20 protein-coding genes are annotated in these 24677 nt (G+C 65.2%); 11 read left to right on the top strand and 9 right to left on the bottom strand.

Going from position 1 to position 24677, the window contains the following annotated elements; genetic code table 11:
• Position 1: 1 nt before the first annotated feature.
• Both QCE48_RS09645 and QCE48_RS09640 read right to left on the bottom strand, forming a co-directional pair.
• Positions 2 to 1165: an ABC transporter permease gene (locus QCE48_RS09645; protein ID WP_309788050.1), complete on the bottom strand. Its 1164-nt coding sequence runs from the start codon at positions 1163 to 1165 to the stop codon at positions 2 to 4.
• A gap of 160 nt (positions 1166 to 1325) precedes the next feature.
• Positions 1326 to 2303: a sugar ABC transporter substrate-binding protein gene (locus tag QCE48_RS09640; protein ID WP_404983354.1), complete on the bottom strand. Its 978-nt coding sequence runs from the start codon at positions 2301 to 2303 to the stop codon at positions 1326 to 1328.
• Between the two features lie 287 nt (positions 2304 to 2590).
• Here QCE48_RS09640 and QCE48_RS09635 point away from each other — a divergent pair, with 287 nt between their 5' ends.
• From QCE48_RS09635 to QCE48_RS09620, 4 genes are read left to right on the top strand one after another with little or no spacing between them, the layout of a single operon-like run.
• A complete protein-coding gene (locus QCE48_RS09635; RefSeq protein ID WP_309788052.1) occupies positions 2591 to 3469 on the top strand; it encodes a MurR/RpiR family transcriptional regulator in 879 nt (292 codons plus the stop codon).
• Positions 3459 to 4463, top strand: coding sequence for an inositol 2-dehydrogenase (gene iolG, locus QCE48_RS09630; RefSeq protein WP_309788053.1), 1005 nt, complete (start codon positions 3459 to 3461; stop codon positions 4461 to 4463). Before QCE48_RS09635 ends, iolG begins: the two co-directional genes overlap by 11 nt.
• Positions 4460 to 5491: a Gfo/Idh/MocA family oxidoreductase gene (locus tag QCE48_RS09625; protein WP_309788054.1), complete on the top strand. Its 1032-nt coding sequence runs from the start codon at positions 4460 to 4462 to the stop codon at positions 5489 to 5491. The genes iolG and QCE48_RS09625 overlap by 4 nt, the downstream gene beginning before the upstream one ends.
• Positions 5492 to 5533: 42 nt before the next feature.
• Positions 5534 to 5761, top strand: a complete 228-nt coding sequence (locus QCE48_RS09620; RefSeq protein WP_309788055.1) for a sulfurtransferase TusA family protein — start codon at positions 5534 to 5536, stop codon at positions 5759 to 5761.
• Between the two features lie 78 nt (positions 5762 to 5839).
• On the opposite strand, the gene galU is transcribed toward QCE48_RS09620, so the two are convergent.
• Positions 5840 to 6721, bottom strand: coding sequence for a UTP--glucose-1-phosphate uridylyltransferase GalU (galU, locus tag QCE48_RS09615; protein WP_116567663.1), 882 nt, complete (start codon positions 6719 to 6721; stop codon positions 5840 to 5842).
• A gap of 65 nt (positions 6722 to 6786) precedes the next feature.
• The gene (locus QCE48_RS09610) at positions 6787 to 9654 is read right to left on the bottom strand and encodes a valine--tRNA ligase (RefSeq protein WP_309788056.1); all 2868 of its coding nucleotides are present in this window, start codon (positions 9652 to 9654) and stop codon (positions 6787 to 6789) included.
• Positions 9655 to 9818: 164 nt separating this feature from the next.
• Here QCE48_RS09610 and QCE48_RS09605 point away from each other — a divergent pair, with 164 nt between their 5' ends.
• From QCE48_RS09605 to QCE48_RS09585, 5 genes are all read left to right on the top strand, one after another.
• Positions 9819 to 12188, top strand: a complete 2370-nt coding sequence (locus QCE48_RS09605) for a UvrD-helicase domain-containing protein (RefSeq protein WP_309788057.1) — start codon at positions 9819 to 9821, stop codon at positions 12186 to 12188.
• Positions 12185 to 12949, top strand: coding sequence for a 5'-methylthioadenosine/adenosylhomocysteine nucleosidase (locus QCE48_RS09600; RefSeq protein ID WP_309788058.1), 765 nt, complete (start codon positions 12185 to 12187; stop codon positions 12947 to 12949). The genes QCE48_RS09605 and QCE48_RS09600 overlap by 4 nt, the downstream gene beginning before the upstream one ends.
• Before the next feature lie 88 nt (positions 12950 to 13037).
• Entirely contained in the window at positions 13038 to 13289 is a 252-nt protein-coding gene (locus QCE48_RS09595; RefSeq protein ID WP_309788059.1) for a hypothetical protein, read from the top strand.
• On the top strand, positions 13286 to 13786 hold the full coding sequence (locus QCE48_RS09590) for a hypothetical protein (RefSeq protein WP_309788060.1): 501 nt from the start codon (positions 13286 to 13288) through the stop codon (positions 13784 to 13786). Before QCE48_RS09595 ends, QCE48_RS09590 begins: the two co-directional genes overlap by 4 nt.
• Before the next feature lie 62 nt (positions 13787 to 13848).
• Complete coding sequence (locus QCE48_RS09585; protein ID WP_309788061.1) at positions 13849 to 15747, top strand: propionate--CoA ligase; 1899 nt, start codon at positions 13849 to 13851, stop codon at positions 15745 to 15747.
• 83 nt (positions 15748 to 15830) lie between these two features.
• On the opposite strand, the gene QCE48_RS09580 is transcribed toward QCE48_RS09585, so the two are convergent.
• Positions 15831 to 17072, bottom strand: coding sequence for an MFS transporter (locus QCE48_RS09580; protein ID WP_309788062.1), 1242 nt, complete (start codon positions 17070 to 17072; stop codon positions 15831 to 15833).
• Between the two features lie 363 nt (positions 17073 to 17435).
• Here QCE48_RS09580 and QCE48_RS09575 point away from each other — a divergent pair, with 363 nt between their 5' ends.
• Positions 17436 to 19097: a methyl-accepting chemotaxis protein gene (locus QCE48_RS09575; protein ID WP_309788063.1), complete on the top strand. Its 1662-nt coding sequence runs from the start codon at positions 17436 to 17438 to the stop codon at positions 19095 to 19097.
• Between the two features lie 455 nt (positions 19098 to 19552).
• Positions 19553 to 20299, top strand: a complete 747-nt coding sequence (locus QCE48_RS09570; protein WP_309788064.1) for an SDR family oxidoreductase — start codon at positions 19553 to 19555, stop codon at positions 20297 to 20299.
• A gap of 9 nt (positions 20300 to 20308) precedes the next feature.
• On the opposite strand, the gene QCE48_RS09565 is transcribed toward QCE48_RS09570, so the two are convergent.
• The 4 genes from QCE48_RS09565 to QCE48_RS09550 form a co-directional block, all read right to left on the bottom strand.
• The gene (locus QCE48_RS09565; protein WP_309788362.1) at positions 20309 to 20902 is read right to left on the bottom strand and encodes a DUF924 family protein; all 594 of its coding nucleotides are present in this window, start codon (positions 20900 to 20902) and stop codon (positions 20309 to 20311) included.
• 14 nt (positions 20903 to 20916) lie between these two features.
• The gene (locus tag QCE48_RS09560; RefSeq protein ID WP_309788065.1) at positions 20917 to 21648 is read right to left on the bottom strand and encodes an alanyl-tRNA editing protein; all 732 of its coding nucleotides are present in this window, start codon (positions 21646 to 21648) and stop codon (positions 20917 to 20919) included.
• Between the two features lie 81 nt (positions 21649 to 21729).
• Positions 21730 to 22149 (bottom strand): group II truncated hemoglobin, encoded by a 420-nt coding sequence (locus QCE48_RS09555; RefSeq protein ID WP_309788066.1) that lies wholly within the window; start codon positions 22147 to 22149, stop codon positions 21730 to 21732.
• Positions 22150 to 22171: 22 nt separating this feature from the next.
• Positions 22172 to 24667, bottom strand: coding sequence for an FtsX-like permease family protein (locus QCE48_RS09550; protein WP_309788067.1), 2496 nt, complete (start codon positions 24665 to 24667; stop codon positions 22172 to 22174).
• Between the last annotated feature and the right edge of the window lie 10 nt (positions 24668 to 24677).

The raw sequence follows: 24677 nt of genomic DNA, 5'->3' as shown, positions 1-24677 counted from the left end.
CTCACTGAGCCTGTGATACGCGACGGCGCACGTAGTGATTGAAGAGCACGGCGATCAGGAGCATCACGCCCAGGAACACGCGGAACCAGTCCGAACTCACGTTGGTATAGGTGATGCCGATCTGCACGACGCCGAAGATCAACGCGCCGAAGCATGCGCCGATCACCGAGCCGTAACCGCCCGTCAGCAAGGTCCCGCCGATGACCGCCGCGATGATCGCTTCGAATTCCTTCTGCAAGCCGCGATCCGCCGCCGCCGAACCGATGTCGCATACCTGCAGCACCGCGAACAGGCACGAGCAGAACGCGGTAAGAACAAAGAGCGAAATTTTCACACGCTTGACGGGCACGCCGACGTTCTTAGCAGCATTCGCGTCGCCGCCGACCGCGAGAATCCAGTTGCCGTAGCGCGTCTTGGCAAGGACGAATGCGCTGACCGCCGCGAGTGCGAACCACCAGAGGATGACTTTCGGAATGCCCGGCACGAGCGGCTCGCCGCTGTCGAGCAGCTTGCCGACGCCGATGTGTCCCAGCCACGTGAAGAAGCCATGAAACGCGACGCCATGAAAGAGCGTATTGGTGATCCAGTCGTTCTGCGCGATGTCGCCGACACCGGAGATGATCGTGCGGTCCGCGAACATGATCGAGAGTGCGAGCGTCAGGCCGCGCAGGATGAAGAGGAACGCGAGTGTCACGATGAACGACGGCAGCCGTGTCTTCATCACGAGATAGCCGTTGAGCGCACCGAGCAGCATCGAGGTCGCGAAGGCGAAGATGATCGCGAGCCAGATCGGCCAGTGGAAGTACACGGAAGGCAGGGCGACCATCATGCCCGCAAAGCCGATCATCGAACCGATCGAGAGGTCGAACTCGCCGGCGATCATCAGCAGGCACGCGCCCACCGCCAGCAGGCCGAGGTAGGCCGCGACCTGCGACCAGTTCATCACGCCGTCGAGGTTGAACATGCCCGACGAGCCCGCACCGAAGCCGAACACGGCAAAGACGAGCACCGTGCCCGAGATCGCGGCGAACTCGGGGCGGTTCAGCAGATGGCCGAACCACGATTCGCGTCTCATGCGTTCATCGGAGGGCCGGGCGTTGTCGGCCGCATCGGCGGGTTCCTGTGGATCTGCGTGTTGCGGATAGTGCTTGCCGGCTACGCCCATGATTGCTCCTTGATGCGGTGTGAGGCACGAATTGACGCGCTTCGAATGCGCGAGCGCATGCCGCGTCGATGGACAACGCAACAGCGCAGTGGTGAACCGAGAGATGAACGCGGGCGGCGCAACGCAACGCCGCCGCCCGAAGAGGGTCAGCGCAGAGGCGTTAGCGATACTGGCCCGCGTACTTCACGACCTTGTCGAGGTTTTCCTTGGTGATGAATCCCGGGCCCGAGCGGATGTTCTTCGGCCCATACGACGGCTGCAATCCGTAGGTTTCGAGGCGCGCCTTGAACTTCGGATTCGCTTCCAGGATTTGGCGGATCTTCGCCGGATCGGTGGTGTGCTCCTTCTTCACGATCGCGAGCACCGCGACCGGGATATAGCCTTGCAGGTACGGCTGCTGATCGATCGCGAACTTGATCGTGCCGTCCTTGATCGCCTTCGCGATGTCATCGGAAAAGTCGAAGGTCACGAAATAGATCTTGTTTTGCAGGCCCATCTGCGTGACGGTTTTGAGCGTCGCGGAAGCGGGCGTCGGTCCGAGCGTCAGGATCGCGTCGGTCTTCGGATGATTGCGCAGATACGCGCCGACCTTCGACTGAATCTCGGTCGGGTCCTGGCCGGAGTCGAGCGTCGCGGCCTTGTAGTCGACGCCGAGTGCGTCCGCGAAGCCGCGGCAGCGGTCGAACGAAACCGTATTGGTCGCGATGTGGTTCACGCACAAAAACGACTTCACGCCCGCGGCCTTCGCCTTCTCGCCGGCCGCCTTGCCCGCGACGTATTCCGGCTGGCCGATGTGCATGATCGCGCCCAACTGCGCGCTCTGTTCCTCGGTGCCCGAGTTGATCGTGACGAGCGGAATCTTCTTCGCCGTCACCTTGTTCAGCGAACTCTTCAACACGTCGAAGTCCGCGATGGTGGTGATGACGCCATCGTAGTTGCGCGCCGCCGCCTGCTCGATCAGGCGCGCCATGTCCGCGATGTCGCCGTTGGGCGGATTGCGGTAGTCCGTTTCGACGTTGAAATCCTCGTCCGCCTGCTTGATCGCGTTCTTGATCGTGTTCCACCACGAGTCCGAATCCGGCGCGTGGCTGATCAGGACGAACTTGGCATCGGCGGCGATCGCTGCGGTCGAGGTCATCGCTGCTGCGCCGCACAAGGCGAACGCAGCCGCCAGCACCGTGAGCGCGCTCCGGCCCTTACGCAAGGTACGTAGTTTCATTTGTCTCCACCTATCTCGGTTGTTGTTTTCCGCGAGCGCTGCACTCGATTGCGGATGAGGATGCCGCTGCTCACGACCAAGATTAGGACAAGTTCCATCGCTCTGCAATAGAAATTTCAACCGACGATCAAATGGAAAATACATTCCATTTTGTAAATCCGCTCCCTATAATCGTCACCATCGAAGCGTGCAAAGAAGAGCGAGCCATGCAGGAAGAAACCAGCGCCGACGTGCAGAACGTCGATGAACTGATGCAGCGGATCACGGAAGCGTATGAAACGCTGCCGCGTCAGCTCAAGAGCGTCGCGACCTATATCGAGCAGCATCGCTCGAACGTGATGATGGATCGCACGAGCGACATCGCGAGTGCGTGCGGCGTGCATCCGTCGGCGGTCGTGCGGTTTGCGCAGCGCTTCGGCTTTTCCGGCTTCTCGGACTTGCAGGCGGTGTTCAGGCAGGCCTACGCCGGGCAAAGCTCGCCTCAAAGCTACCAGCAGCGCATCAGGAAGCTGATCGACGAAAAAGCGGGGAAGGTGTCGGGCGTGTCGGTGGCGCGCGAATTCATCGCGGCGAGCCGCACGGGTCTCGACGAACTCGAAGCCGGTCTCGACGACGAGCACTTCGAAGCCGCCGTGAAGATGCTCCAGCAGGCGGAGAACATCTACGTGATCGGCGTGCGGCGCTCGTTCGCGGTCGCGAGCTACATCGTGTATGCGTTGCAGCACACGCCTAAGCGCGTGCATCTCGTGTCGGGCTTCGGCGGGATGTATCGCGAGCAGATTCGCAGCGTGAGGAAGGGCGATGTCGTTGTTGCGATCAGCTTCGCGCCATACGGCAAGGAGACGCAATATTGCGTGCGCGCCGCGCAGCATCACGGCGCGAAGACGCTCGTCATCACCGACAGCCAGCTTTCGCCGCTCGCGCGTCACGCGAGCGCGCATTTGTTCGTGAAGGAGGGCAGCGCGTTCGCGTTCCGTTCGCTCACGAGCACCATTTGCCTGTGCCAGGCGCTCTTTATCGCGCTCGCGTACCGGCTGGAATTGAACGTCGAGGAATCCAAGGAGGCAAGTGGCTATGACGATTGATGTGGCTATTTTCGGCGCCGGCCGGATCGGCAAGATTCATGCGGCCAATCTCGCGCGGCAGCCGGGCGTGCGGCTCAAATACGTCGTCGATGTGAACCGTGAGGCGGCCGCGGCGCTCGCCGCGCAACATGGCGCGCAGGTCGCTGACATCGACGGCGCGATGGGCGATGCGTCGGTTGGCGCGACCGTCGTGTGTTCCAGCACGGACACGCACGCCGATCTGATCCTGCAATCGGCCGCGCAAAAGAAGCATGTGTTCTGCGAGAAGCCGGTCGATCTCACGCTCGAACGCGCGCGCGCCTGCGCCGATGCCGTTGCGAAGGCGGGTGTCGTCTGCATGATCGGTTTTCAGCGGCGCTTCGACCCGACCTTCTCGGCCGTGAAGGCGCGCGTCGATGCGGGCGAGATCGGCGAGCCGGAGATGCTGATCGTGACGAGCCGCGATCCGGGCGCGCCGCCCGTCGAATACATCAGGCATTCGGGCGGCATCTTCAAGGACATGCTGATCCACGACTTCGACATCTTCCGCTGGATGCTCGACGACGAAGCCGACACGCTGCATGCAACCGGAAGCTGTCTCTCCGATCCGGCGATCGCGGAAGCCGGCGACATCGATTCGACGGCCGTGACGATCCGCACCAAGCGCGGGCGCCTGTGCCAGATCAACACGGCGCGGCGCGCGGCGTATGGCTACGACCAGCGCTTCGAGCTGCTCGGAAGCAGGGGCATGCTGCAGGCCGGCAACGTGCGGCCGACCGAAGTCACCGCGTATTCGAAAACGTCGGTATCGAGCGACGTGCCGGAAGCGTTCTTCCTCGAACGGTATCGCGCGGCGTATGCACAGGAAATCGCACATTTCTTCGATGCCGTGACGACCGGCAAGCCCGTGCGCACGACGGTCGCCGATGGTCTCAAGGCGCTCGAACTCGCCGAAGCCGCGACGCGTTCGTGGCGCGAAGGACGCGCCGTCAAGCTCGGGGAGAACGTCGCATGAGCGCGCCGGTTCGCGTTGGCATCGTCGGGCTGGGGCGGCTCGGGCGCAGGCATGCGGAGAATCTCGCGTGGCGCGTGCCGGGCGCCGTGCTCGCGGCCGCGTGCAGTCCGGTCGCGGAAGAGCGCAACTGGGCGCGCGCGAGCCTGCCCGAACTCACGCTTTACGACGACTACGGCGCGCTCCTCGCCGACGAGTCGATCGACGCCGTCTGGCTCGTCACGCCCACGTCGCTGCATCCGGCGCAGATCATCGCCGCGTTGCGCGCCGGCAGGCACGTGTTCTGCGAGAAACCGCTGTCGCTCGATCTGGCCGAATGTGACCGGGTGATCGAAGAGAGCGCGCTCAGACCGGAGCAGCAGGTGATGATCGGCTTCGTGCGGCGCTTCGATCCGAGCTATCGCGACGCCTTCGACAAAGTCGCAAAGGGCGCGATCGGCCGGCCGTTCATGGTGCGCTCGCAAACCTGCGACAAGAACGATCCCGATGGTTTCTTCGTGCGTTTCGCGCCGACTTCGGGCGGCCTCTTTCTCGATTGCAGCGTCCACGACATCGACCTCGCGCGATGGCTGCTCGGCAATCCGCAGGCGAAGCGCGTGTTCGCGAGCGGGACGATCGCGATCCACGAAGGCCTGCGCGAATGCGGCGACATCGACAATGGCGTCGGCATCTGCGAATTCGAGGACGGACGGCTCGCGGTGTTCTACGCGTCGCGCACGATGGCGCACGGCCACGACACGCAGACCGACGTGATCGGCACGGGCGGGACGCTTTCAATTGGGCACAATCCGCGGGCGAATCGCGTGGAGATCGCGGATGCGTCCGGCGTGCGCAACGAATGCACGCCGACCTTCTTCGAGCGCTTCGAAGAGGCGTTCCTGCACGAAGCGCGTGCGTTCGTCGAGGCGTTGCAGGGCGGGGCGCCGACCGGCCTCACGCTCGCCGACGCGCGCGAGGCGACGCGCATCGGCATCGCGTTGCGCGAGGCGTTCCAGAGCGGCCAGCCGGTGGATTTGCACACGCTGCGGTAGAATCGAAACCTTCTGAAAGAGGCATAGCGAAGGCGCGACCCGATGCAAATTCACAAGGAAGTCGATGCGCGCGGGCTCAACTGCCCGCTGCCCATTTTGCGGGCCAAGAAGGCGCTGGCGGACATGGAGAGCGGCCAGATCCTGAAGGTGCTCGCCACCGATCCCGGCTCGCAACGCGATTTCGCGGCGTTCGCGAAGCAGACCGGCAATGAAATCGTCGAATCGAAGGCAGAGGACAAGACCTTCGTGTTCCTGATGCGCCGCCGCTGAAGGCGTTATCGACGCGCCAAAAAAAAATGCCCGCGGGATGAACCGCGGGCATTTTTACGTCCGGCTTGTCAAAAGCGCTCAGCCTTCGAGAACCGGCGAACGCGTCCTCAGATACTCTTCGAAGTCCGCCGCGACTTCCGGATGGCGCAACGCGAATTCCACGGTCGCCTTCAGGTAGCCGAGCTTGCTGCCGCAGTCGAAACGCGTGCCGTGATACTTGTAGGCGAGCACTTGCTCGTCGGCGAGGAGCGACTGGATTGCATCCGTCAGTTGCAGTTCGCCGCCCGCGCCGGGTTTGAGTGCCCGGATGTGGTCGAAGATGCGCGGCTTCAGCACATAACGGCCGACCACGCCCAGATTCGACGGCGCCACGGCCGGCTCCGGCTTCTCGACGATGCCCGCGAGCTTGAAGATGTTGCTTTCCCATTCCTTGCCGTCGATCACGCCGTAGGACTTCGAATCCTGCGCCGGAATCTCTTCGACGCCGATCACCGAGCTGTGATAGTGATCGAACACTTCGATCATCTGCGTCATCACGGGCGGCTTGCCGTACAGCAAGTCGTCCGCGAGGATCACGGCGAACGGGTTGTCGCCGACGAGCTTCTCCGCGCACAGCACCGCGTGGCCGAGACCGAGCGCTTCGGCCTGACGCACGTAAAAACAGTCGACATGGCTCGGCTTGATGCTGCGCACGAGTTCGAGCAGCTTGTCCTTGCCGCGCGCTTCGAGCTCGGCCTCGATCTCATAGGACTTGTCGAAATGGTCTTCGATCGCGCGCTTGCTGCGGCCCGTGACGAAGATCATTTCGGTGATGCCGGCCGCCATCGCTTCTTCCACCGCGTACTGAATCAGCGGCTTGTCGACGACGGGCAGCATTTCCTTCGGGCTTGCCTTGGTCGCCGGGAGGAATCGGGTGCCGAGACCTGCAACGGGAAAAACCGCCTTAGTAACTTTTAGCATGTGATGACCCTGATCCTCGTAATCGTATTGAAACATCGAGCGATGTCAGTACTTCTGGCGCTCGATCAAGCGGGAAGACGCAATAATTGCGCCTGAAGCTTTGCGATAGTGGTTTCGTATTCTGCCAGCCTTTTTCGCTCCTGTTCAACGACGGCGGCCGGCGCCTTTGCGACAAAACTCTCGTTTCCAAGCTTGGCACCGCACTTGGACACTTCCTGGGTGAGACGGTCGACTTCCTTCGACAGGCGCTCGCGTTCCGCCGCGACGTCGATCTCGACCTTGAGCACCAGCTTGTTCGCCCCGACGATCGCAACCGGTGCGCCGTGCGCCTGGCTGTCGAGCGTCGCCTCGTCGGCGATGATCTGCACGTCCGACAAGCGCGCGAGGGCCTGGACGTAAGGCGCGAACGTGGCGAGACGCGCGGCGTCGCCGGTGGCGAGCATCGGCACCTTCACCGCCGGCGACAAATTCATCTCCCCGCGCAGATTACGGCATGCATCGATGATCGCTTTCAGTTCGGCGGACCACTGTTCGGCGGATTCATCGATTTTTTCCGGCTGCGCCTGCGGGAAACGCTGCACCATGATCGATGCTTCGCCCTCCTTGGCGCCTTTCGGGTAAGCATCGGTGAGCGGCGCCACCTTTTGCCACAGCGCCTCGGTGATGAACGGAATCACCGGATGCGCGAGCCGCAGCACCGTTTCCAGCACGCGCAAGAGCGTCCGGCGCGTGGCGCGCTGCTGTTCCGGCGTGCCGGTCTGGATCTGCACCTTCGCGAGTTCGAGATACCAGTCGCAGTACTCGTCCCACACGAACTTGTAAATGGCGCTTGCGACGTTGTCGAAGCGATACTCGGCGAAACCCTTTTCGACTTCCATCTCCACGCGCTGAAGCAGCGACACGATCCAGAAGTCGGCCTGCGAGAAATGCGTGTATCCGCCCGGACCGCAGTCGCCCGGCTCACATGCGCCGGGCTTTCCGAAGCCGCAATCGTGCCCTTCTGTGTTCATCAGCACGAAGCGCGTCGCGTTCCAGAGCTTGTTGCAGAAATTGCGGTAGCCCTCACAGCGTGCCAAATCAAAATTCACATTGCGACCGAGCGTTGCCATCGACGCCATCGTGAAGCGCAGTGCGTCGGTGCCGAACGCGGGAATGCCATCGGGGAATTCCTTGCGCGTCTTCTTTTCGATCTGCGCGGCCTGCTTCGGGTTCATGAGGCCGGTCGTGCGCTTGGCGACGAGCGCATCGAGCCCGATGCCGTCGACGATATCGATCGGGTCGAGCGTATTGCCCTTGCTCTTCGACATCTTCTGGCCTTCCGCGTCGCGCACGAGTCCGTGCACGTAGACGGTGTCGAACGGCACCTTGCCGGTGAAATGCGTGGTCATCATCACCATCCGGGCGACCCAGAAGAAGATGATGTCGAAGCCCGTCACGAGCACCGATGAAGGCAAGAACGCCTGCAACTCCTTCGTCTCGTTCGGCCAGCCGAGCGAGGAGAAGGGCACGAGCGCGGACGAGAACCAGGTGTCGAGGACATCGTCGTCGCGTTTGAGCGCGCCCGTGTAGCCTTGCGACTGCGCTTCGGCGCGGGCTTCGTCTTCCGTCTTCGCGACGAAGATCTCGCCGTTCTCGCCGTACCACGCGGGAATCTGATGGCCCCACCATAGTTGACGCGAGATGCACCAGTCCTGGATGTTTTCGAGCCACTGGTAATAGGTGGTCGTCCAGTTTTCCGGCACGAACTTGATCTCGCCGCCGCGCACGACATCGAGCGCCGTTTCCGCGATCGACTTGCCCGGATTGAAGGTGCCTTCGGGCGCGGGCTTGCTCATCGCGACGAACCACTGGTCGGTCAGCATCGGCTCGATCGCGACGCCCGTGCGGTCGCCGCGCGGCACCATCAGCTTGTGCGGCTTGACCGAATCGAGCAGGCCGAGCGCTTCGAGGTCGGCGACCACTTGCTTGCGCGCCTCGAAGCGATCCATGCCGCGATATTTCGCGGGCGCGTTGTCGTTGATCTTCGCGTCGAGCGTGAGGATTTCGATTTGCGGCAGCTTGTGGCGCTGGCCGACCTGATAGTCGTTGAAATCGTGCGCGGGCGTGACTTTCACGACGCCGGTGCCGAATTCGCGGTCGACGTAATCGTCGGCGATGACCGGAATTTCGCGGTCGCAGAGCGGCAGCACGACCGTCTTGCCGATCAGGTGCGCATAGCGCTCGTCTTCCGGATGCACCATCACGGCGACGTCGCCAAGCATGGTTTCGGGGCGCGTGGTCGCGACTGTCAGATGGCCCGAGCCGTCCGGCAGCGGATAGTTGATGTGCCAGAGGCTGCCGTTTTCCTCTTCGCTGACCACTTCGAGGTCGGACACCGCAGTGCCGAGCACCGGGTCCCAGTTCACGAGGCGCTTGCCGCGATAGATCAGGCCCTGTTTGTAAAGCGTGACGAACACGTCGCGCACGGCAGCCGACATTTTGTCGTCCATCGTGAAGTATTCGCGCGACCAGTCGATCGACGCGCCGAGGCGCCGCACCTGGTTCGTGATGGTCGAGCCGGATTCCTGCTTCCACGCCCAGACGCGCTTCAAAAATTCCTCGCGGCCGAGGTCGTGGCGCGAGACGCCTTTCGCATCGAGCTGGCGCTCGACGACGATCTGCGTCGCGATGCCCGCGTGGTCCGTGCCCGGCACCCACAGCGTGTTGTCGCCGAGCATGCGGTGATAGCGCGTGAGGCCGTCCATGATGGTCTGGTTGAACGCGTGGCCCATGTGCAGCGTGCCGGTGACGTTGGGCGGCGGCAGCTGGATCGAGAAATTCTTCGCGCCCGGCTTGAAATCAGGAGCGGCATAACCGCGTTTTTCCCATTCCGGGCCCCATTGGGACTCGATGTCGTGGGGCTCGAAGCTCTTCGCAAGCGTGCTGTCGCTCATGTGTGGAATCTGCCGAAAAATGCGTGAAAAAATGCGGGTGGACAGCGAATTATAAGGTTTCGCGCCGACGGTCGGACGAAAGCGCCCGGCGCGGCGGCCCGGCATGCGCGTACGCACTGGTAGGAGCGGTCTTATAATGTTCGACCCACCGGAAGACATCCCTCATGCCCGATCTGCTTGCCAACCTGAATCCCGAACAACTCGCCGCCGTGACGCTGCCGAACGAGCCGGCGATGATCCTCGCGGGCGCCGGCAGCGGCAAGACGCGCGTGCTGATCACGCGCATCGCGTGGCTGATCCAGCAGGGCTATGCGTCGCCGCCGACCATTCTCGCCGTCACGTTCACGAACAAGGCCGCACGCGAGATGATGTCGCGTCTCTCCGCGCTTTTGCCGATCGACACGCGCGGCATGTGGATCGGCACGTTCCACGGCCTGTGCAACCGCATGCTGCGCGCGCATTACCGCGACGCCGGCCTGCCGCAGACGTTCCAGATCCTCGACACCGCCGACCAGCTTTCCGCGATCAAGCGTCTGATGAAGGGCCTGAACATCGACGACGAGAAGTACCCGGCGAAAAACCTTCAGTATTTCATCAACAACGCGAAGGAGCAGGGCCTGCGTCCGAAGGACGTAGATGCGACCGATGCGTTCAATCGCAAGTTCGTCGAACTGTACGAAGCCTACGATCAACAATGCCAGCGCGAGGGCGTCGTCGATTTTCCGGAGCTGCTGCTGCGCTGCTATGAACTGCTCGCGCACAATCCGCCGCTTCGCGCGCACTATCAGGCGCGCTTCCGGCAGATTCTCGTCGACGAATTCCAGGACACCAACAAGCTCCAGTACGCGTGGCTGAAGATGCTCGCGGGCGAACACAACGCGATCTTCGCCGTCGGCGACGACGACCAGTCGATCTATGCGTTTCGCGGCGCGAACGTCGGCAACATGCATGACTTCGAGCGCGAATTCCGCGTGCGCAATCTGATCAAGCTGGAGCAGAACTACCGCTCGCACGGCCATATCCTCGACACGGCCAACTTCCTGATCGCGAACAACTCGCGGCGGCTCGGCAAGAACCTGCGCACGGACGCCGGACACGGCGAGCCGGTGCGCGTCTACGAGGCGGCGACGGATTCGCAGGAAGCGGGCTGGATCGTCGAGGAAATCAAGGCGCTGATCAACACGGGCCTCTCGCGCGGCGAGATCGCGGTGCTGTACCGGAGCAACGCGCAGTCGCGCACGATCGAGCACACGCTCGTGAACGCGGGCATTCCCTATCGCGTGTACGGCGGGCTGCGCTTTTTCGAGCGGCAGGAAGTGAAGCATGCGCTCGCGTATCTGCGCCTGATCGACAACCCGAACGACGATACCGCGTTCGCGCGCGTCGTGAACTTCCCGACGCGCGGCATCGGCGCGCGCTCGATCGAGCAACTCGCCGACGCGGCGCGTCTCTACAACTGTTCGATGGCGGCCGCCGTGCCCTATGTGGCGGGCAAGGCGGGTTCGAGCCTTGGCGCGTTCGCGACGCTCGTCGCGAAAATGCGCGCCGAGACGCAGCAGATGAGCCTGCCGGAGACGGTCGAGTACGTGGTTCGCGCGAGCGGTCTCGCCGCGCACTACGAAACCGAGCGCGAAGGGCAGGACCGGCTGGAGAATTTGCAGGAACTGGTCAACGCGGCGGCGGCGTTCGTGAGCGAAGAGGGCTACGGGCTCGACACGCCCGCGCGGTCGATTCCGCTGCGCCCGGGCGCGACGGCCGCGCCGGAAATCGCGCTTGCGACGGACGATCCGTCGGTCGACGTGCTCGATGCCGCGAGTCCCGCCGATCCCGCGCAAAACCCCGACACGATGACGCCGCTCGCGGGCTTTCTCTCGCACGCGTCGCTCGAAGCCGGCGACAACCAGGCGCAGGCCGGCCAGGACGCCGTGCAACTAATGACGGTCCACGCGGCGAAGGGGCTGGAATTCACGGCGGTGTTCATCACCGGGCTGGAAGAGGGCCTCTTTCCGCACGAGAACAGCGCGCAGGAAACCGACGGACTCGAGGAAGAGCGCCGGCTCGCCTACGTGGCGATCACGCGGGCGAAGGAGCGGCTCTATCTCTCTTTCGCGCAAAGTCGGATGCTGCACGGCCAGACGCGCTACAACATCCGCTCGCGCTTCTTCGACGAGTTGCCCGAAGGCTCGCTCAAGTGGCTCACGCCGAAGGTGGAAGCGGGCGCGCGCTGGGGCGGGCGCGCGGACAACGCCGGCTGGGGCCGCGACTGGTTCGCGCGGCCGGGACGCGAACGGTCGTCGTCGTCGGATTATGTGAATCCCGATGCCGGCGCGCCCGTGCCCGCGTTCGCCAACCAGCAGCGCGCCGCGGAAACCGGCTTCAAGGTCGGCCAGGCGGTGTTTCACAACAAGTTCGGCGAAGGCACGGTCACGGCGCTCGAAGGCTCGGGCGCCGACGCCCGCGCGCAGGTTCGCTTCAAGCGGCACGGCGAAAAATGGCTGGCGCTCGCGGTCGCGAAGCTACAAGCCGTGGAATGACGGATCGAGTCGAGATGCTCGGCATCATGGCGGCGCTGCCGCAGGAACTCGGCGACCTGATCGCGGCTATGCGCGCCGCCGGCGACGTCAAAACGACCACGCTCGGCCAGCGTGAATATCACGTCGGCGAGGCGCATGGCGTGCGTTGTGTCGCGACGCTCGCGCGCATCGGCAAGGTGGCCGCCGCGACGACGGCCACCGCGCTCATCCACGAATTCGGCGCGGATGCGATCGTGTTCACCGGCGTCGCGGGCGGCGTGCACGCGGATGTGCAGGTCGGCGATATCGTCGTAGCGGATGCGCTCATGCAGCACGACCTCGACGCGTCGCCGCTCTTTCCGCGCTTCGAGGTGCCGCTCCTCGACAAAGCGCGCTTCGAAACCTCCGCCGAATTGAGCGCGCTGCTCGTCGCGGCGTCGGAGGCGTTTCTCGAACAGGCCGGCGATGCGCTGCGGGAGCGCTTCACGGTGTCCCGCCCGCGCGTGCATCGCGGTCTGATCGTGAGCGGCGATCGCTTCATCGCGAGCCACGACGCCGTGCTCGCGTTGCGCGAAGTCTTGCCGGACGCGCTCGCCGTCGAGATGGAAGGCGCCGCGCTCGCGCAGGTGTGCTACGAGTACGGCGTGCCGTGCGCGGTCGTGCGTACGATCTCCGATACCGCCGACGCCGCCGCGCCCGCTTCCTTCGCCGAATTCCTCATGGCGATCGCCGGCGCGTATTCGTCCGGCATCCTGTCGCGCTTTCTGCGCTCCCGCTCCTGAATCGCGTCGCGCTTCCCTCGGCAAAGCCCGCGTGTAGTTGAGAATGATTCTCAAGACAATGGGGTTCGCACGAGACCAGAGGCCCGACATGCCACGCGCGTCAACCGAACCGAATTTATCCGCAACACCTCTCGACACGGCCGCCACCGCGATCTCCGTGAACGCGGCGAAGGTGCTCGACACCACGCGTCGCGCGTGGGAGACGAGCGCGGCCTGCGCGCCAGCGCAAAGCGAGCGCGCCGCGCCGAAGGCGTCGTCGAAAAAACGGGTGAAGCCGCGCCAGTCGCAGTGGGGCAACCTCGTCGCCGCCTTGAACTACTGGAGCCCGAAACCGCTGTGATCGCTTCCGACCTCACTCCGACCTCCGCGACGGCCGCGGCCATCCAGCCTCCCGATCAGCCGATGCACGACGCCAGCCGTTTCCCGCTCGTGCGGCTGCGCCGCCGAGCGGTAAAACCGGGTTATGCGTTCGCGTGGCGCGTCGAAATGCAGCGCCTGCTCGCGCTGAGGACGCCGTTCGTCATCGTGTCGGAGCACAGCGCGGACGAAACCCTCGACGACACGCGACTGCGCACCGCGTGGCTGCGCGCGCAGTCGGCGACGCTCGCGGCTTACTGCCGCGGCTTCATCGTGATCGAGCCGCGCATCGAAGCACGCGCGACGACGCGCGAAGCGTGGCGCATCGTCACAGGGGACAGCGGCGTGCGCACAGTCGTGGTGTCGAGCATGCGGGTGGCCGTCGATCTCGCGCCCGTGCTGCTCAAGCACTCGGCGGCCGAACCGCGCGCGGATGCGGCGCCCGTTCGCCGCCGCGCGCATAGGGCGGTCCCTCTCTAGCACGCCCTGTCGGGCTGCTCTATGCTCTGAAGCAGACTGCATACTGCTATCAGAGGGAGCGAATGACGACTTATCGTGAGGAGTTTCGCCGTTCGATCGAAGCGCCCGAGGCATTCTGGGGCGAACAGGCACGCCGCATCCATTGGGAAACCCCGTTCGAGAAGGTGCTCGACGACAGCCGCCCGCCGTTCGCGCGCTGGTTCGTCGGCGGGCGCACGAATCTCTGCTACAACGCGGTCGACCGTCATCTCGCGTCGCGCGCACAGCAGGATGCGCTGATCTACGTCTCCACCGAGACGGGCATCGAGCGCCGCTACACGTATGCGCAACTGCATGCCGAAGTGAACCGCATGGCGGCCGTGATGCGCTCGCTGCACGTGAAGAAGGGCGATCGCGTGCTGATCTATCTGCCGATGATTGCCGAAGCGCTCTTCGCGATGCTCGCCTGCGCGCGGCTCGGCGCGATTCATTCGGTCGTGTTCGGCGGCTTCGCGGCGCCGAATCTCGCGGCCCGCATCGACGATGCGAAGCCCGCGCTCATCGTCACCGCCGATGCCGGCGCGCGCGCGGGCAAGGTGATCGACTACACGCCGCTCGTCGACGAAGCGCTCTCGCGCGCCGACTACAAGGTGCCGCAGGTGCTCCTGATCGACCGCCAGCTCGCCCCGGAGCGCCTGCAGGCGCCGTATCTCATCGCCTACGAGCCGCTGCGCGAACAGTTCTTCGATGCCTGCGTGCCGTGCGAATGGCTCGAATCGAACGAGCCGTCGTATGTGCTCTACACGTCCGGCACGACCGGGCGGCCGAAGGGCGTGCAGCGCGATGTCGGCGGCTATGCGGTCGCGCTCGCGGCGTCGATGGAGCACATCTTCCAGGGCGCGGCGGGCGACGTGATGTTCACCGCGTCGGATATCGGCTGGGTGGTCGGCCACAGCTACATCATCTATGCGCCGCTCATCGCGGGGCTCACGACCGTCATGTACGAAGGCACGCCGGTGCGCCCGGACGGCGGCGTCTGGTGGCGGCTCGTCGAGCAGTACAAGATCAACCTGATGTTCACCGCGCCGACGGCGATCCGCGTGCTGAAAAAGCAGGACCCGCAACTGATGCAGCAGGCGGATCTGTCGAGCCTGCGCACGCTCTTCCTCGCGGGCGAGCCGCTCGACGAACCGACCGCGCAATGGATCCAGGGCGCGCTCAGAAAACCCGTCGTCGACAATTACTGGCAGACCGAAACCGGCTGGCCGATGATCGCGATCCCGCACGGCATCGAAGACCTGCCGCCGAAGCTCGGCTCGCCCGGCGTGCCGTCGATGGGTTTCAACCTCACGCTGCGCGACGAGCAGACGGGCGCCCTGTGCGCGCCGGGCGAGAAGGGCGTGATCGCGCTCGGCTATCCGCTGCCGCCCGGCTGCATGCAGACCGTGTGGGGCGACGACCGGCGTTTCGTCGATACGTACTGGAAAAGCGTGCCGAACCAGCAGATCTATTCCACCTTCGACTGGGGCGTGCAGGACGGCGACGGTTATGTCTCGATCCTCGGACGCACCGACGACGTCATCAACGTGGCGGGGCATCGGCTGGGTACGCGTGAGATCGAGGAAGCGCTCTCCAGCCATCCGGCGGTGGCGGAAGTCGCGGTCGTCGGCGTCGCGGATCCGGTGAAGGGGCAGGCGGCACTCGCCTTCGTCGTGCTGCGCGACGCGGATCGCCTGAACGCGCCGGGCGTGCGCGAAGGGCTGGAAGCGGAGCTTGCGCATACCGTCGATACGCAACTGGGCGCGATCGCCCGTCCGGCGCGCGTGCATTTCGTCTCGATGCTGCCGAAGACGCGCTCGGGCAAGCTCCTGCGTCGCGCGATCGCCGCGCTCGCGGAAGGGCGCGAACCGGGCGACCTGCCGACCATCGAGGATATCGGCGCGTTGCAGCAGGTGAAGGCGGCGCTCGGCGCGCGAGGTTGAAACACGCGTCACGCGCATCGAAAAAACGCCCGCTTCGACAGCGTCGAAGCGGGCGTTTTCGCAAGCAAGCGTGAGGAACGTCGTCAGGCCGTTTTCGGCTTCGGCTCCGACGTGCGCGGCAGCAGCACGGCCAGCATGCCGATCAGCGGCAGGAACGAACAGAGCTTGTACACGTAGTCGATGCTGGTCGAATCGGCGAGATGGCCGAGCACCGCGGCGCCCACGCCGCCCATGCCGAACGCGAAACCGAAGAAGAGCCCCGCCACCATCCCGACCTTGCCCGGAATCAGTTCCTGCGCGTAGACGAGGATCGCCGAGAATGCCGACGCCAGCACGAGCCCGATGATCACCGAGAGCACGCCGGTCCAGAACAGGTTCGCGTAGGGAAGCAGCAGCGTGAACGGCGCGACGCCGAGAATCGACACCCAGATCACGACCTTGCGCCCGATCCGGTCGCCGACCGGGCCGCCGATGATCGTGCCCGCCGCGACCGCCGCGAGGAACACGAACAGATGCACCTGCGCGCTTTGCACCGACAGCCCGAACTTGCTGATCAGATAGAACGTGAAGTAGCTCATGATGCTCGCCATGTAGAAGTACTTGGAGAACACGAGCAGCACGAGCACGCTCATCGCGAGCATCACCTTGTTGCGCGGCAGGGTGGCATGCGCGACCTGCGCACGGCCTTTCTTGGTCGCGGGATGGCGCTTGTACCAGCGCCCGATGTTCGCCAGCACGACGATCGCGACGAGCGCCGCCGCCGAGAACCACGCGATGCTCTTCTGTCCGTGCGGGATCACGATCAGTGCGGCAAGGAGCGGCCCGAGCGACGAACCGGCGTTGCCGCCCACCTGGAAGAGCGACTGCGCGAGGCCGTGCTTGCCGCCCGAGGCCATGCGCGCCACCCGCGACGATTCCGGGTGAAACACCGACGACCCGCAGCCGACGAGCGCCGCCGCGACGAGCAGTGTCGGGAAGTTGCCCGCGACCGACATCAGGAGCAGCCCGCACAGCGTGAAGCCCATGCCGACGGGCAGCGACCACGGTTTCGGATGCTTGTCGGTGTAGAGGCCGACGAGCGGCTGCAGCAGCGACGCCGTGATCTGGTAGGTCAGCGTGATCAGGCCGATCTGCGCGAACGAGAGCGCGAATTGGCTCTTGAACATCGGATAGATCGCGAGGATCAGCGACTGGATCATGTCGTTCAGCAGATGCGAGAAGCTGATCGCACCCAGAACCGAATAGACCGTGCGTTGGGCGGCGGCCGGCGGCGCGGAAACGGAAGGCGCCGCGCTGAGCGCGGCTTTGTCGATGCTCGTTTGCATGGTGAAAAGTCTGCCGGAAGGTGGTCTCTTGGAACTTTTTTCAGCCGCTCGCTGTATTAGGCGATTCATGAGCAGGTCGAATAGGACGTAGTTTAGTGTGTCCGGTACGCGTTGTCCTGCCAACCTTTGTCGCGAAATGGACATGCCACGCGCGGCGTCGGCGAGATTTGCGCACGCACGTTTTTTTTGGCCGGTTATAACGCGTCGACGGCGGCAAGAACGCAGGCGGCGCGCGGCTTCATCGAATCCGGGCGCGGGAAACACCCTACTCAAGACTTGCGACGCGACTGCCGTAGACCAGTGACAAAGGCATGCGTTTTCCGACACGCGGCCTGCAACCAGAATCATTCGGGGAATGAATCGATGAAACCGTTTTCGCTGCGCGGCCATGCCGGCGCGGGCTCAGTCTCGCAAGCTTCAAAGGGTGCATCCAGAACGCGCCGCACGGCGGCCGGCCGTGGCGGATTGTCGGTGAAGGCGTCGCTCAGGCTCGCCTTCGCGCTCGTGCTGGCGGGAACGCTCGCGATCGGCGCGATCGCGCTCACGCAGATCAGCCGTCTGAACGGCTCGACCGGGTCGATTTACGAGCAAGGCTACGTCGCGAGCCGGGCCGCCGAGGAAACGCGCGGCTATCTCTTGCGCGCGAGCCGCTCGCAAAAGATGTTGCTCACCGCGACCACGGCCAAGGAACGCGACGAACTCGGCGCGCAGATCGAAGAGGCGCTGACGGAGATCGGCAAGGAACAGGCGCAGTTGCAGCAGCACATCGACGCTTCCGATCAGGATGCGCTCGCGCAGCAGAAGCGTTTCGCGGCAGGCGTCACGAAATGGAGCGAGAACCTGCGCACGTTCGTCAAGCTCGTGAAGGAGCAGCCGCTCGATTTGTCGCAGATGAACTGGCAGGTGGGCATCCAGGACGTGTCGCTGCTGGTCGAAACGGGCAAGCTCGAAAAGATGGTCGACGAACTCGTCGCGCGCCGGGGCGCCGCCGCCAAGGCGACCATCGATGCCGCCGCGTTCATCTATCAGTCGTCGTTCGTGATGGTGTCGGCGCTGACGGTGGCGCTCTTCGTCCTTGCGATCGTCGTGAGCGAATGGGTCGTGCGGCGCCTCGCGGGACAGCTCGGCGGCGAGCCGGGCTATGCGAAGGAGATTGCGAGCCGCATCGCGGCGGGCGACCTCTCGAACCGCATCGACCTCTCGACGCGCGACAACGCGAGCATGCTGCGCGCGCTCTCGGACATGCAGTCGGGGCTGTCGTCGACGGTCGGCGAGATTGCGGCGAGCGCCGAGGCGATCGCTTCGGCGTCGAGCGAGATTTCGACGGGCAACGTCGACCTCTCGCATCGCACGGAGGAGCAGGCGGTCGCGCTAGAAAAGACGGCGACGAGCATGGAGCAGCTGACGTCGACGGTGCGTCAGAACGCCGACAACGCGCAGCAGGCGAGCATGCTGGCGCATAACGCGTCGGAGATCGCCGAGAAGGGCGGCGAGGTGGTCGGACGCGTGGTCGCGACGATGGAGCAGATCAACGCGAGCGCGAAGAGTATCGGCGACATCATCGGCGTGATCGAGGGTATCGCGTTCCAGACGAACATTCTCGCGCTGAACGCGGCGGTCGAAGCGGCGCGCGCGGGCGAGGAGGGACGCGGTTTCGCGGTGGTGGCGGGCGAAGTGCGATCGCTCGCGCAGCGTTCGTCGGCGGCGGCCAAGGAAATCAAGGGCTTGATTCACGCGTCGGTGTCGCGCGTGACGGACGGCTCGACCTATGCGCACGAGGCCGGCGCCACGATGGACGAAGTGGTGAAGGCGGTCAGGCGCGTGACCGACATCATGGGCGAGATTTCGGCGGCGTCGGCGGAGCAGAAGAGCGGCATCGAGGAGATCGGCCGCGCTGTCACGCAGATGGACGCCGGGACGCAGCAGAATGCCGCACTCGTGGAGCAGGCGGCGGCCGCCGCGCAGTCACTCGATGATCAGGCGCGGGCGCTCAAGGGATTGGTCGGGAAGTTTCAGTTGCACTGAGGGGGCGGTGGTTGTTCAACACCGCTTGATGGATCTGCGCTTCCGGGGAACGTGTTTTCTTCGTGGTCTATTAGCTCTGCGTCCGTTGCCGAAGAACCGCGTGGATCCGCAGGTCGGGGCAGCGATGGTCGAACTGGCTCTGATCGGGCGTCGTACAGGCGCAAGTCGGATGCTACCGCGCGTTTGACGAGGGTCGCGCCGGGGTTCCTGTAGGACTCGAGTTCACGTTGCGAAAACGGGGCTTCAGTCATGTCGTGCAGGTCCGTTATCAAGGTTGCCGCCGCGCCCGGTTCGCTCCCCGATCTCTCCCCGCTTTTGCGAAATGCAGCTACGATCTGCAAAAAAACGTTATGGACGGATACGAACTCAAGCCGGTCTGAAACCCTTGGTGGACCATAGAAGCGCAGAAACATCAGATAGTGTCAAACAACAACACCCCTCGGAGACGCCAACCCATGTCGAAAGTCATCCTGATCACCGGCGGCAGCCGCGGCATCGGCCGCGCAGCGGCCATCCAGGCGGGAATGCGCGGCTGGTCCGTCGCGGTGAACTACGCGACCAACGCCTCCGCCGCCCACGATACGGTCGCCAGGATCGAATCCGCGGGCGGCAAAGCCATCGCGATCCAGGCCGATGTCACCGACGAATCCGCCGTCATCGCGATGTTCGACGCGACGCAGGCCGCCTTCGGCCCGATCGACGGTTTCGTGAACAACGCGGGCATCGTCGCCCCGGGTGCGGCCCTCGCGGACATGGATCTCGCGCGCCTGAAGCGCGTCTTCGACACCAACGTGCTCGGCGCCTACCTCGGTGCACGCGAAGCGGCGCGGCGCATGTCGGTGACGCGCGGCGGCAAGGGCGGCTCGATCGTGAACCTGTCGTCGGCGGCGGCGCGGCTCGGCGCACCGAACGAATACGTCGACTACGCCGGCTCGAAAGGCGCAATCGACACGCTCACCATCGGCCTCTCGAAGGAACTCGGACCGCAAGGCGTGCGCGTGAACGCCATCCGCCCGGGACTCATCGACACCGAAATCCACGCGAGCGGCGGCAAGCCGGATCGCGCGGCGGTACTCGGCGTGCAGACGCCGCTCGGACGCCCGGGCAGCGCCGACGAAGTCGGAGAAGCGATCGTATGGCTGCTTTCGGACGCGTCGTCGTATGTGACGGGCGCGATCATCGACGTGACGGGCGGCCGTTAGAACCGCGCGCTAGAACCCGCCGTGCTTCGCGAGCCACGCTTCTTCGTCCGCGCGCATCGTGCGCCCGAGAATGCGATTGCGATGCGGAAAGCGCCCGAAACGCTCGATGACTTCGGCGTGTTCCCGCGCGTATTCCAGAAAACCCACGTCGCCGGTTTCGTCGCGTAACGCGGTAAAAAGACGCACCGCCTCGCGCTGGCTTTCGGGCGTTTCGTCATGCTCGAACGGCATGTAGGCGAAGTTGCGATGCTGCGCGCTCGGCAGGCGGACATCGTCGCCCGCGGCAACCAGCGCCTTCGCCAGAGCGAGCGCCATCGCGTCCCCGGCGAACGCGCGCGGCGTGCCTCGATAACAGTTGCGGGAAAACTGGTCGAGCACCACGATCAGCGCCAGCGCGCCGAGCGGCGTGTCGGCCCAGCGCGCGAGCCGGCCTGCGTGCGCCTCTTCGAGCAGCGCGCCAAAACGCGCGGAAAGCTCGGCATCGAAGGCGCGGTTCTTGGTGAACCACGCCTTCTTCTCCTGTCCGAAGTCGGGCGAACCCGGCGCGCCGAACCAGGCGTCGAGCACCTCTTGCGCGCGCGGATCGAGCGGCTCGCCGTTCATGTCGCGCCGCGCGCTCACACGAATTCGAGCACGAGCCGCCGCGTGCGCGCGCTTTTCTTTTCGAGCTTCGCGACCCGCAGCCGCCCGATCTCGCCCGTGTTGCGCACGTGGGTGCCGCCACATGGCTGAAGATCGACGTTGTCGATGCGCAGCAGGCGCACGCGCCCGAGGCCGATCGGCGGCTTCACACTCATCGTGCGCACGAGTTCGGGGCGCTCGGCCATCTCGTCGTCGGTGATCCATTCGGTTTGCACCGCATGGGATCCGCCGACGAGTTCCGCGAGCCGCGCCTCGACGAACTCGCGCTCGATCGGCTCGACCGTCGCGAAGTCGAGCCGCGCGTAATCGGTGGTGATGCTGCAACCGTCGACGGGATACGGCAACACCGCGCACATCAGATGGCTCGCCGTATGGAGCCGCATGTGCCGGTAACGTCTTTCCCAGTCGATCTCGGCCGTCACGCGCTCGCCCGCCGCGAGCCGCGCGAGCGCGTCTTCCTGTCCCGGCGACGGGACGTGCACGGCGTCGTCGGGGGTCGCGCCCTCGAACTTCGCCTTGCGCGTATCCGCGATGTCGACGCGCGTGCCATCCGCGAGCGTCAGCGTGCCGGCGTCACCCGCCTGGCCGCCACCGAGCGGATAGAACACGGTCTGGTCGAGATGGATGCCCTGCTCGTCGATGGCGGTGATTGTCGCTTCGCAGCGCGTCAGGTAGGCGTCTTCGCGAAAGAGTGCGCGTGTGCTCATGGGGTGTGATGTCCGGCGGATGGGGAACGGCCATTATGCCGAGCGTTCGCCCGTCCTATTGTCAACGATTCTTGACGAAGTTCAGCCCGGACGATTGCGCATCCAGTCGGCGGTATCGAAGAACGAGGTAAGCAGGCGTTCGCGCAGTTTGTCGTCGAGGCCGACGTCTTCCATTGCCCACGCCATGCAACGCAACCACTGGTCGCGCTCGTCGGACGCAATCGCGAACGGCAGATGCCGCGCGCGCAGCCGCGGATGCCCGAAGCGGCTGATGTAGTGGTCCGGGCCGCCCATCCAGCCGCACAGGAACCAGAAGAACTTGTCGCGCGAGCCGTCGAGTGTCGGCGGATGCAGCGCGCGGATACCCGCGAATTCGGCTTCGAGGTCCATCAGGTCGTAGAAACGGTCGACGAGCGCGCGCACGCGCGCCTCGCCGCCGACCAGTTCGAACGCCGTCGGCTGCGGCGCTTCAGTGTGTGCTTGGGTGTTCGCTTCGCTCATACGTTTGTTTGTCGATGAAAGTCTATGCGTCGCGCAGCGATTGCAGCGCCGGGCGCGACAGCACGCGACGCAAGCTCAGCCAGCCGCCGATCCCGGCGCACGCCACACCCGCGACGATGCCCACGGGCACGAGCCACGGATTGAAATCGATATGGAATTCGAACACGCGCGACGCCAGCACATAGCCGATCGCCTGCGCGCCGAGCGCCGCCATCAGGCCCGACAGCGCGCCGACCGCGACGAATTCCGCCACCTGAACCGAGCGCACCTGCCGATGCGACGCGCCGAGCGCGCGCAACAACGCCGACTCGCGCATGCGCTCGTCGCGCGTGCCGGCGAGCGCCGCGTACAGCACGAGCACGCCCGCTGCCAGCGTGAAAAGGAACAGGAACTGCACCGCACCGATCACCTGCTGCAAGGTGCGCTGGATCTGCGCGAGGATCGGCGCGATGTCGATGGCGGTGACGTTCGGATACTGGCCGACGAGCCCGTCGATCAGCGTCTGCTGCGTCGGCGGCAGATGAAAGCTCGTGATGAAGGTGGCCGGGAAATCGGCGAGCGCCGCGGGCGGCATCAGCACGAAGAAATTGACCTTGAACGAATTCCAGTCGAGCTTGCGCATGCTCGTGACGGGCCCTTCCACCTGCAAGCCCGCGACGTCGAAGCGCAGCGTGTCGCCGAGCTTCACGCCGATCAGCTTCGCGAGCCCCTGTTCGATCGACACCTGCGGCTTGTCGCTCGGCCCGAACCAGTTACCCGCTTCGACGCGGTTGTCGCCCGGCAACTCGGTCGTGTACGACAGGTTGAATTCGCGGTCGACGAGCCGCTTCGCGTCCGCCTTCTCGTAGTTGTCCGGATTCACCGGCTTGCCGTTCACCGCGACGAGCCGTCCGCGCACCATCGGCGAGAGCGCGGCGTCGGGCTGACCGTGCTGCGTCAGATACGTCGCGACGCCCGCGCGCTGGTCGGGCTGGATGTCGATGAGGAACTGGTTCGGCGCGTCGGGCGGCGTCGCGTTGCGCCAGCCGGCGATCAGGTCGTTGCGCGTCATCGCGATCAGCAGGAGACACATGAGTCCGATGCCGAGCGCCGTGATTTGCAGCGCGCTCGCGCCGCTGCGCCGCTCCAGCGACGCCAGCGCATACCGCCAGCCGACGCCCGCGCCGCCGCGCTCGCGTCTGACGAAACGCGCCGCCGCCCAGAGCGCCGCGCGCGCGATGCCGCCGAACACCAAAAGCCCGAGCGCGAAGCCGCCCGCGACGATCCCGCCGAGCTTCCACTCGCCCGCCGCGACCACGAGCAGGAGCGCGAACAGCAACACGCCCGCGCCATACGCGGCATACGCGACGCGCGCTTCGTCGCCGAGTTCGCGGCGGATCACGTGCACCGGCGGCACGCGCGTGAGCGGCAGAAGCGGCGGCACGGCGAAGCCGAGCAGCAGCACGAGCCCCATCGCGATGCCTTGCAGCGCGGGCCAGGGGCTCGCGTTCGGCAGTTCGACATCGACCAGCGAGCCGAGCCAGTTCAAGAGCACGAGATGGCCGCCGAAGCCCAGCACGACGCCCGCGATGCTGCCGAGCACGCCGACCGTCAGGAACTCGCCGATGAAAAGCGTGCGCAGCGTCCACTGGCTCACGCCGAGGCAGCGCATCGCCGCGCAGCCGTCGAGATGCCGGCGCGCGAAACGGTGCGCCGCCATCGCGATCGCGACCGCCGCGAGAAGCGCCGTCAAAAGCGAGACGAGCGTGAGAAAGTGGCTCGCACGGTCGATCGTCTGGCGCACTTGCGGCTGGCCGTCCTGCAGCGATTCGAGATTCACGCCGCGCAGCTTGCCGCCTTCGACGCGCGAACGCGCCCACTTGGCGAACCGATCGACCTGGGCATCCGGACCGGCGACCAGCAGCCGGTACGTCACGCGGCTGCCATAGCCGATGAGGCCGGTGCTGGCGAGTTCGTCCGCGCGCATCATCAGGCGCGGCGAGAAGTTGACGAAGCCGAAACCGCGGTCCAGTTCGCGCGTGATGACCGCCGCGACCGTGAACACGCGCGTGCCGACCTTCACCGTGCCGCCGACGCGCGTCTTCAGCGCATCGAGCAACGGCGGATCGAGCCAGACGGTGCCGGGCGCGGGAATCGCGGTGGCGGGCGCATCGGCGGCACCGGGCGCGGGTGCTACGCGCACCGCGCCGCGCAGCGGATAGTCCGGCGACACGCCCTTGATCGCCGCGAGTCGCGACGCGGGACTGCTGCTGGCGGCGGTCGCGCTGATCATGCTGGGGAAGATGGTGGTGGTCGCGGTCGCGAGTTTGAGCGACGCCGCTTCCTGCGCGAACGCGGGATCGACCGGATGATCGGCGCGCACGACGAAGTCGGCGGCGATCATCTGGCGGCCGTCGCGCTCCAGACCCTGGCGCATGCGGTCGGCGAGAAAGCCGACGCTCGCGAGCGCCGCCACGGCCAGCACGAGCGCGAAGAGCAGCATCGTGAGTTCGCCCGCGCGCCAGTCGCGCGCGGTCATTCTCAAGGAC

It is taken from the genome of Caballeronia sp. LZ024 (genome assembly GCF_031451455.1).
Taxonomy (GTDB): Bacteria; Pseudomonadota; Gammaproteobacteria; order Burkholderiales; family Burkholderiaceae; genus Caballeronia; species Caballeronia telluris.
This window is presented reverse-complemented; position numbering and strand designations above follow the sequence as displayed.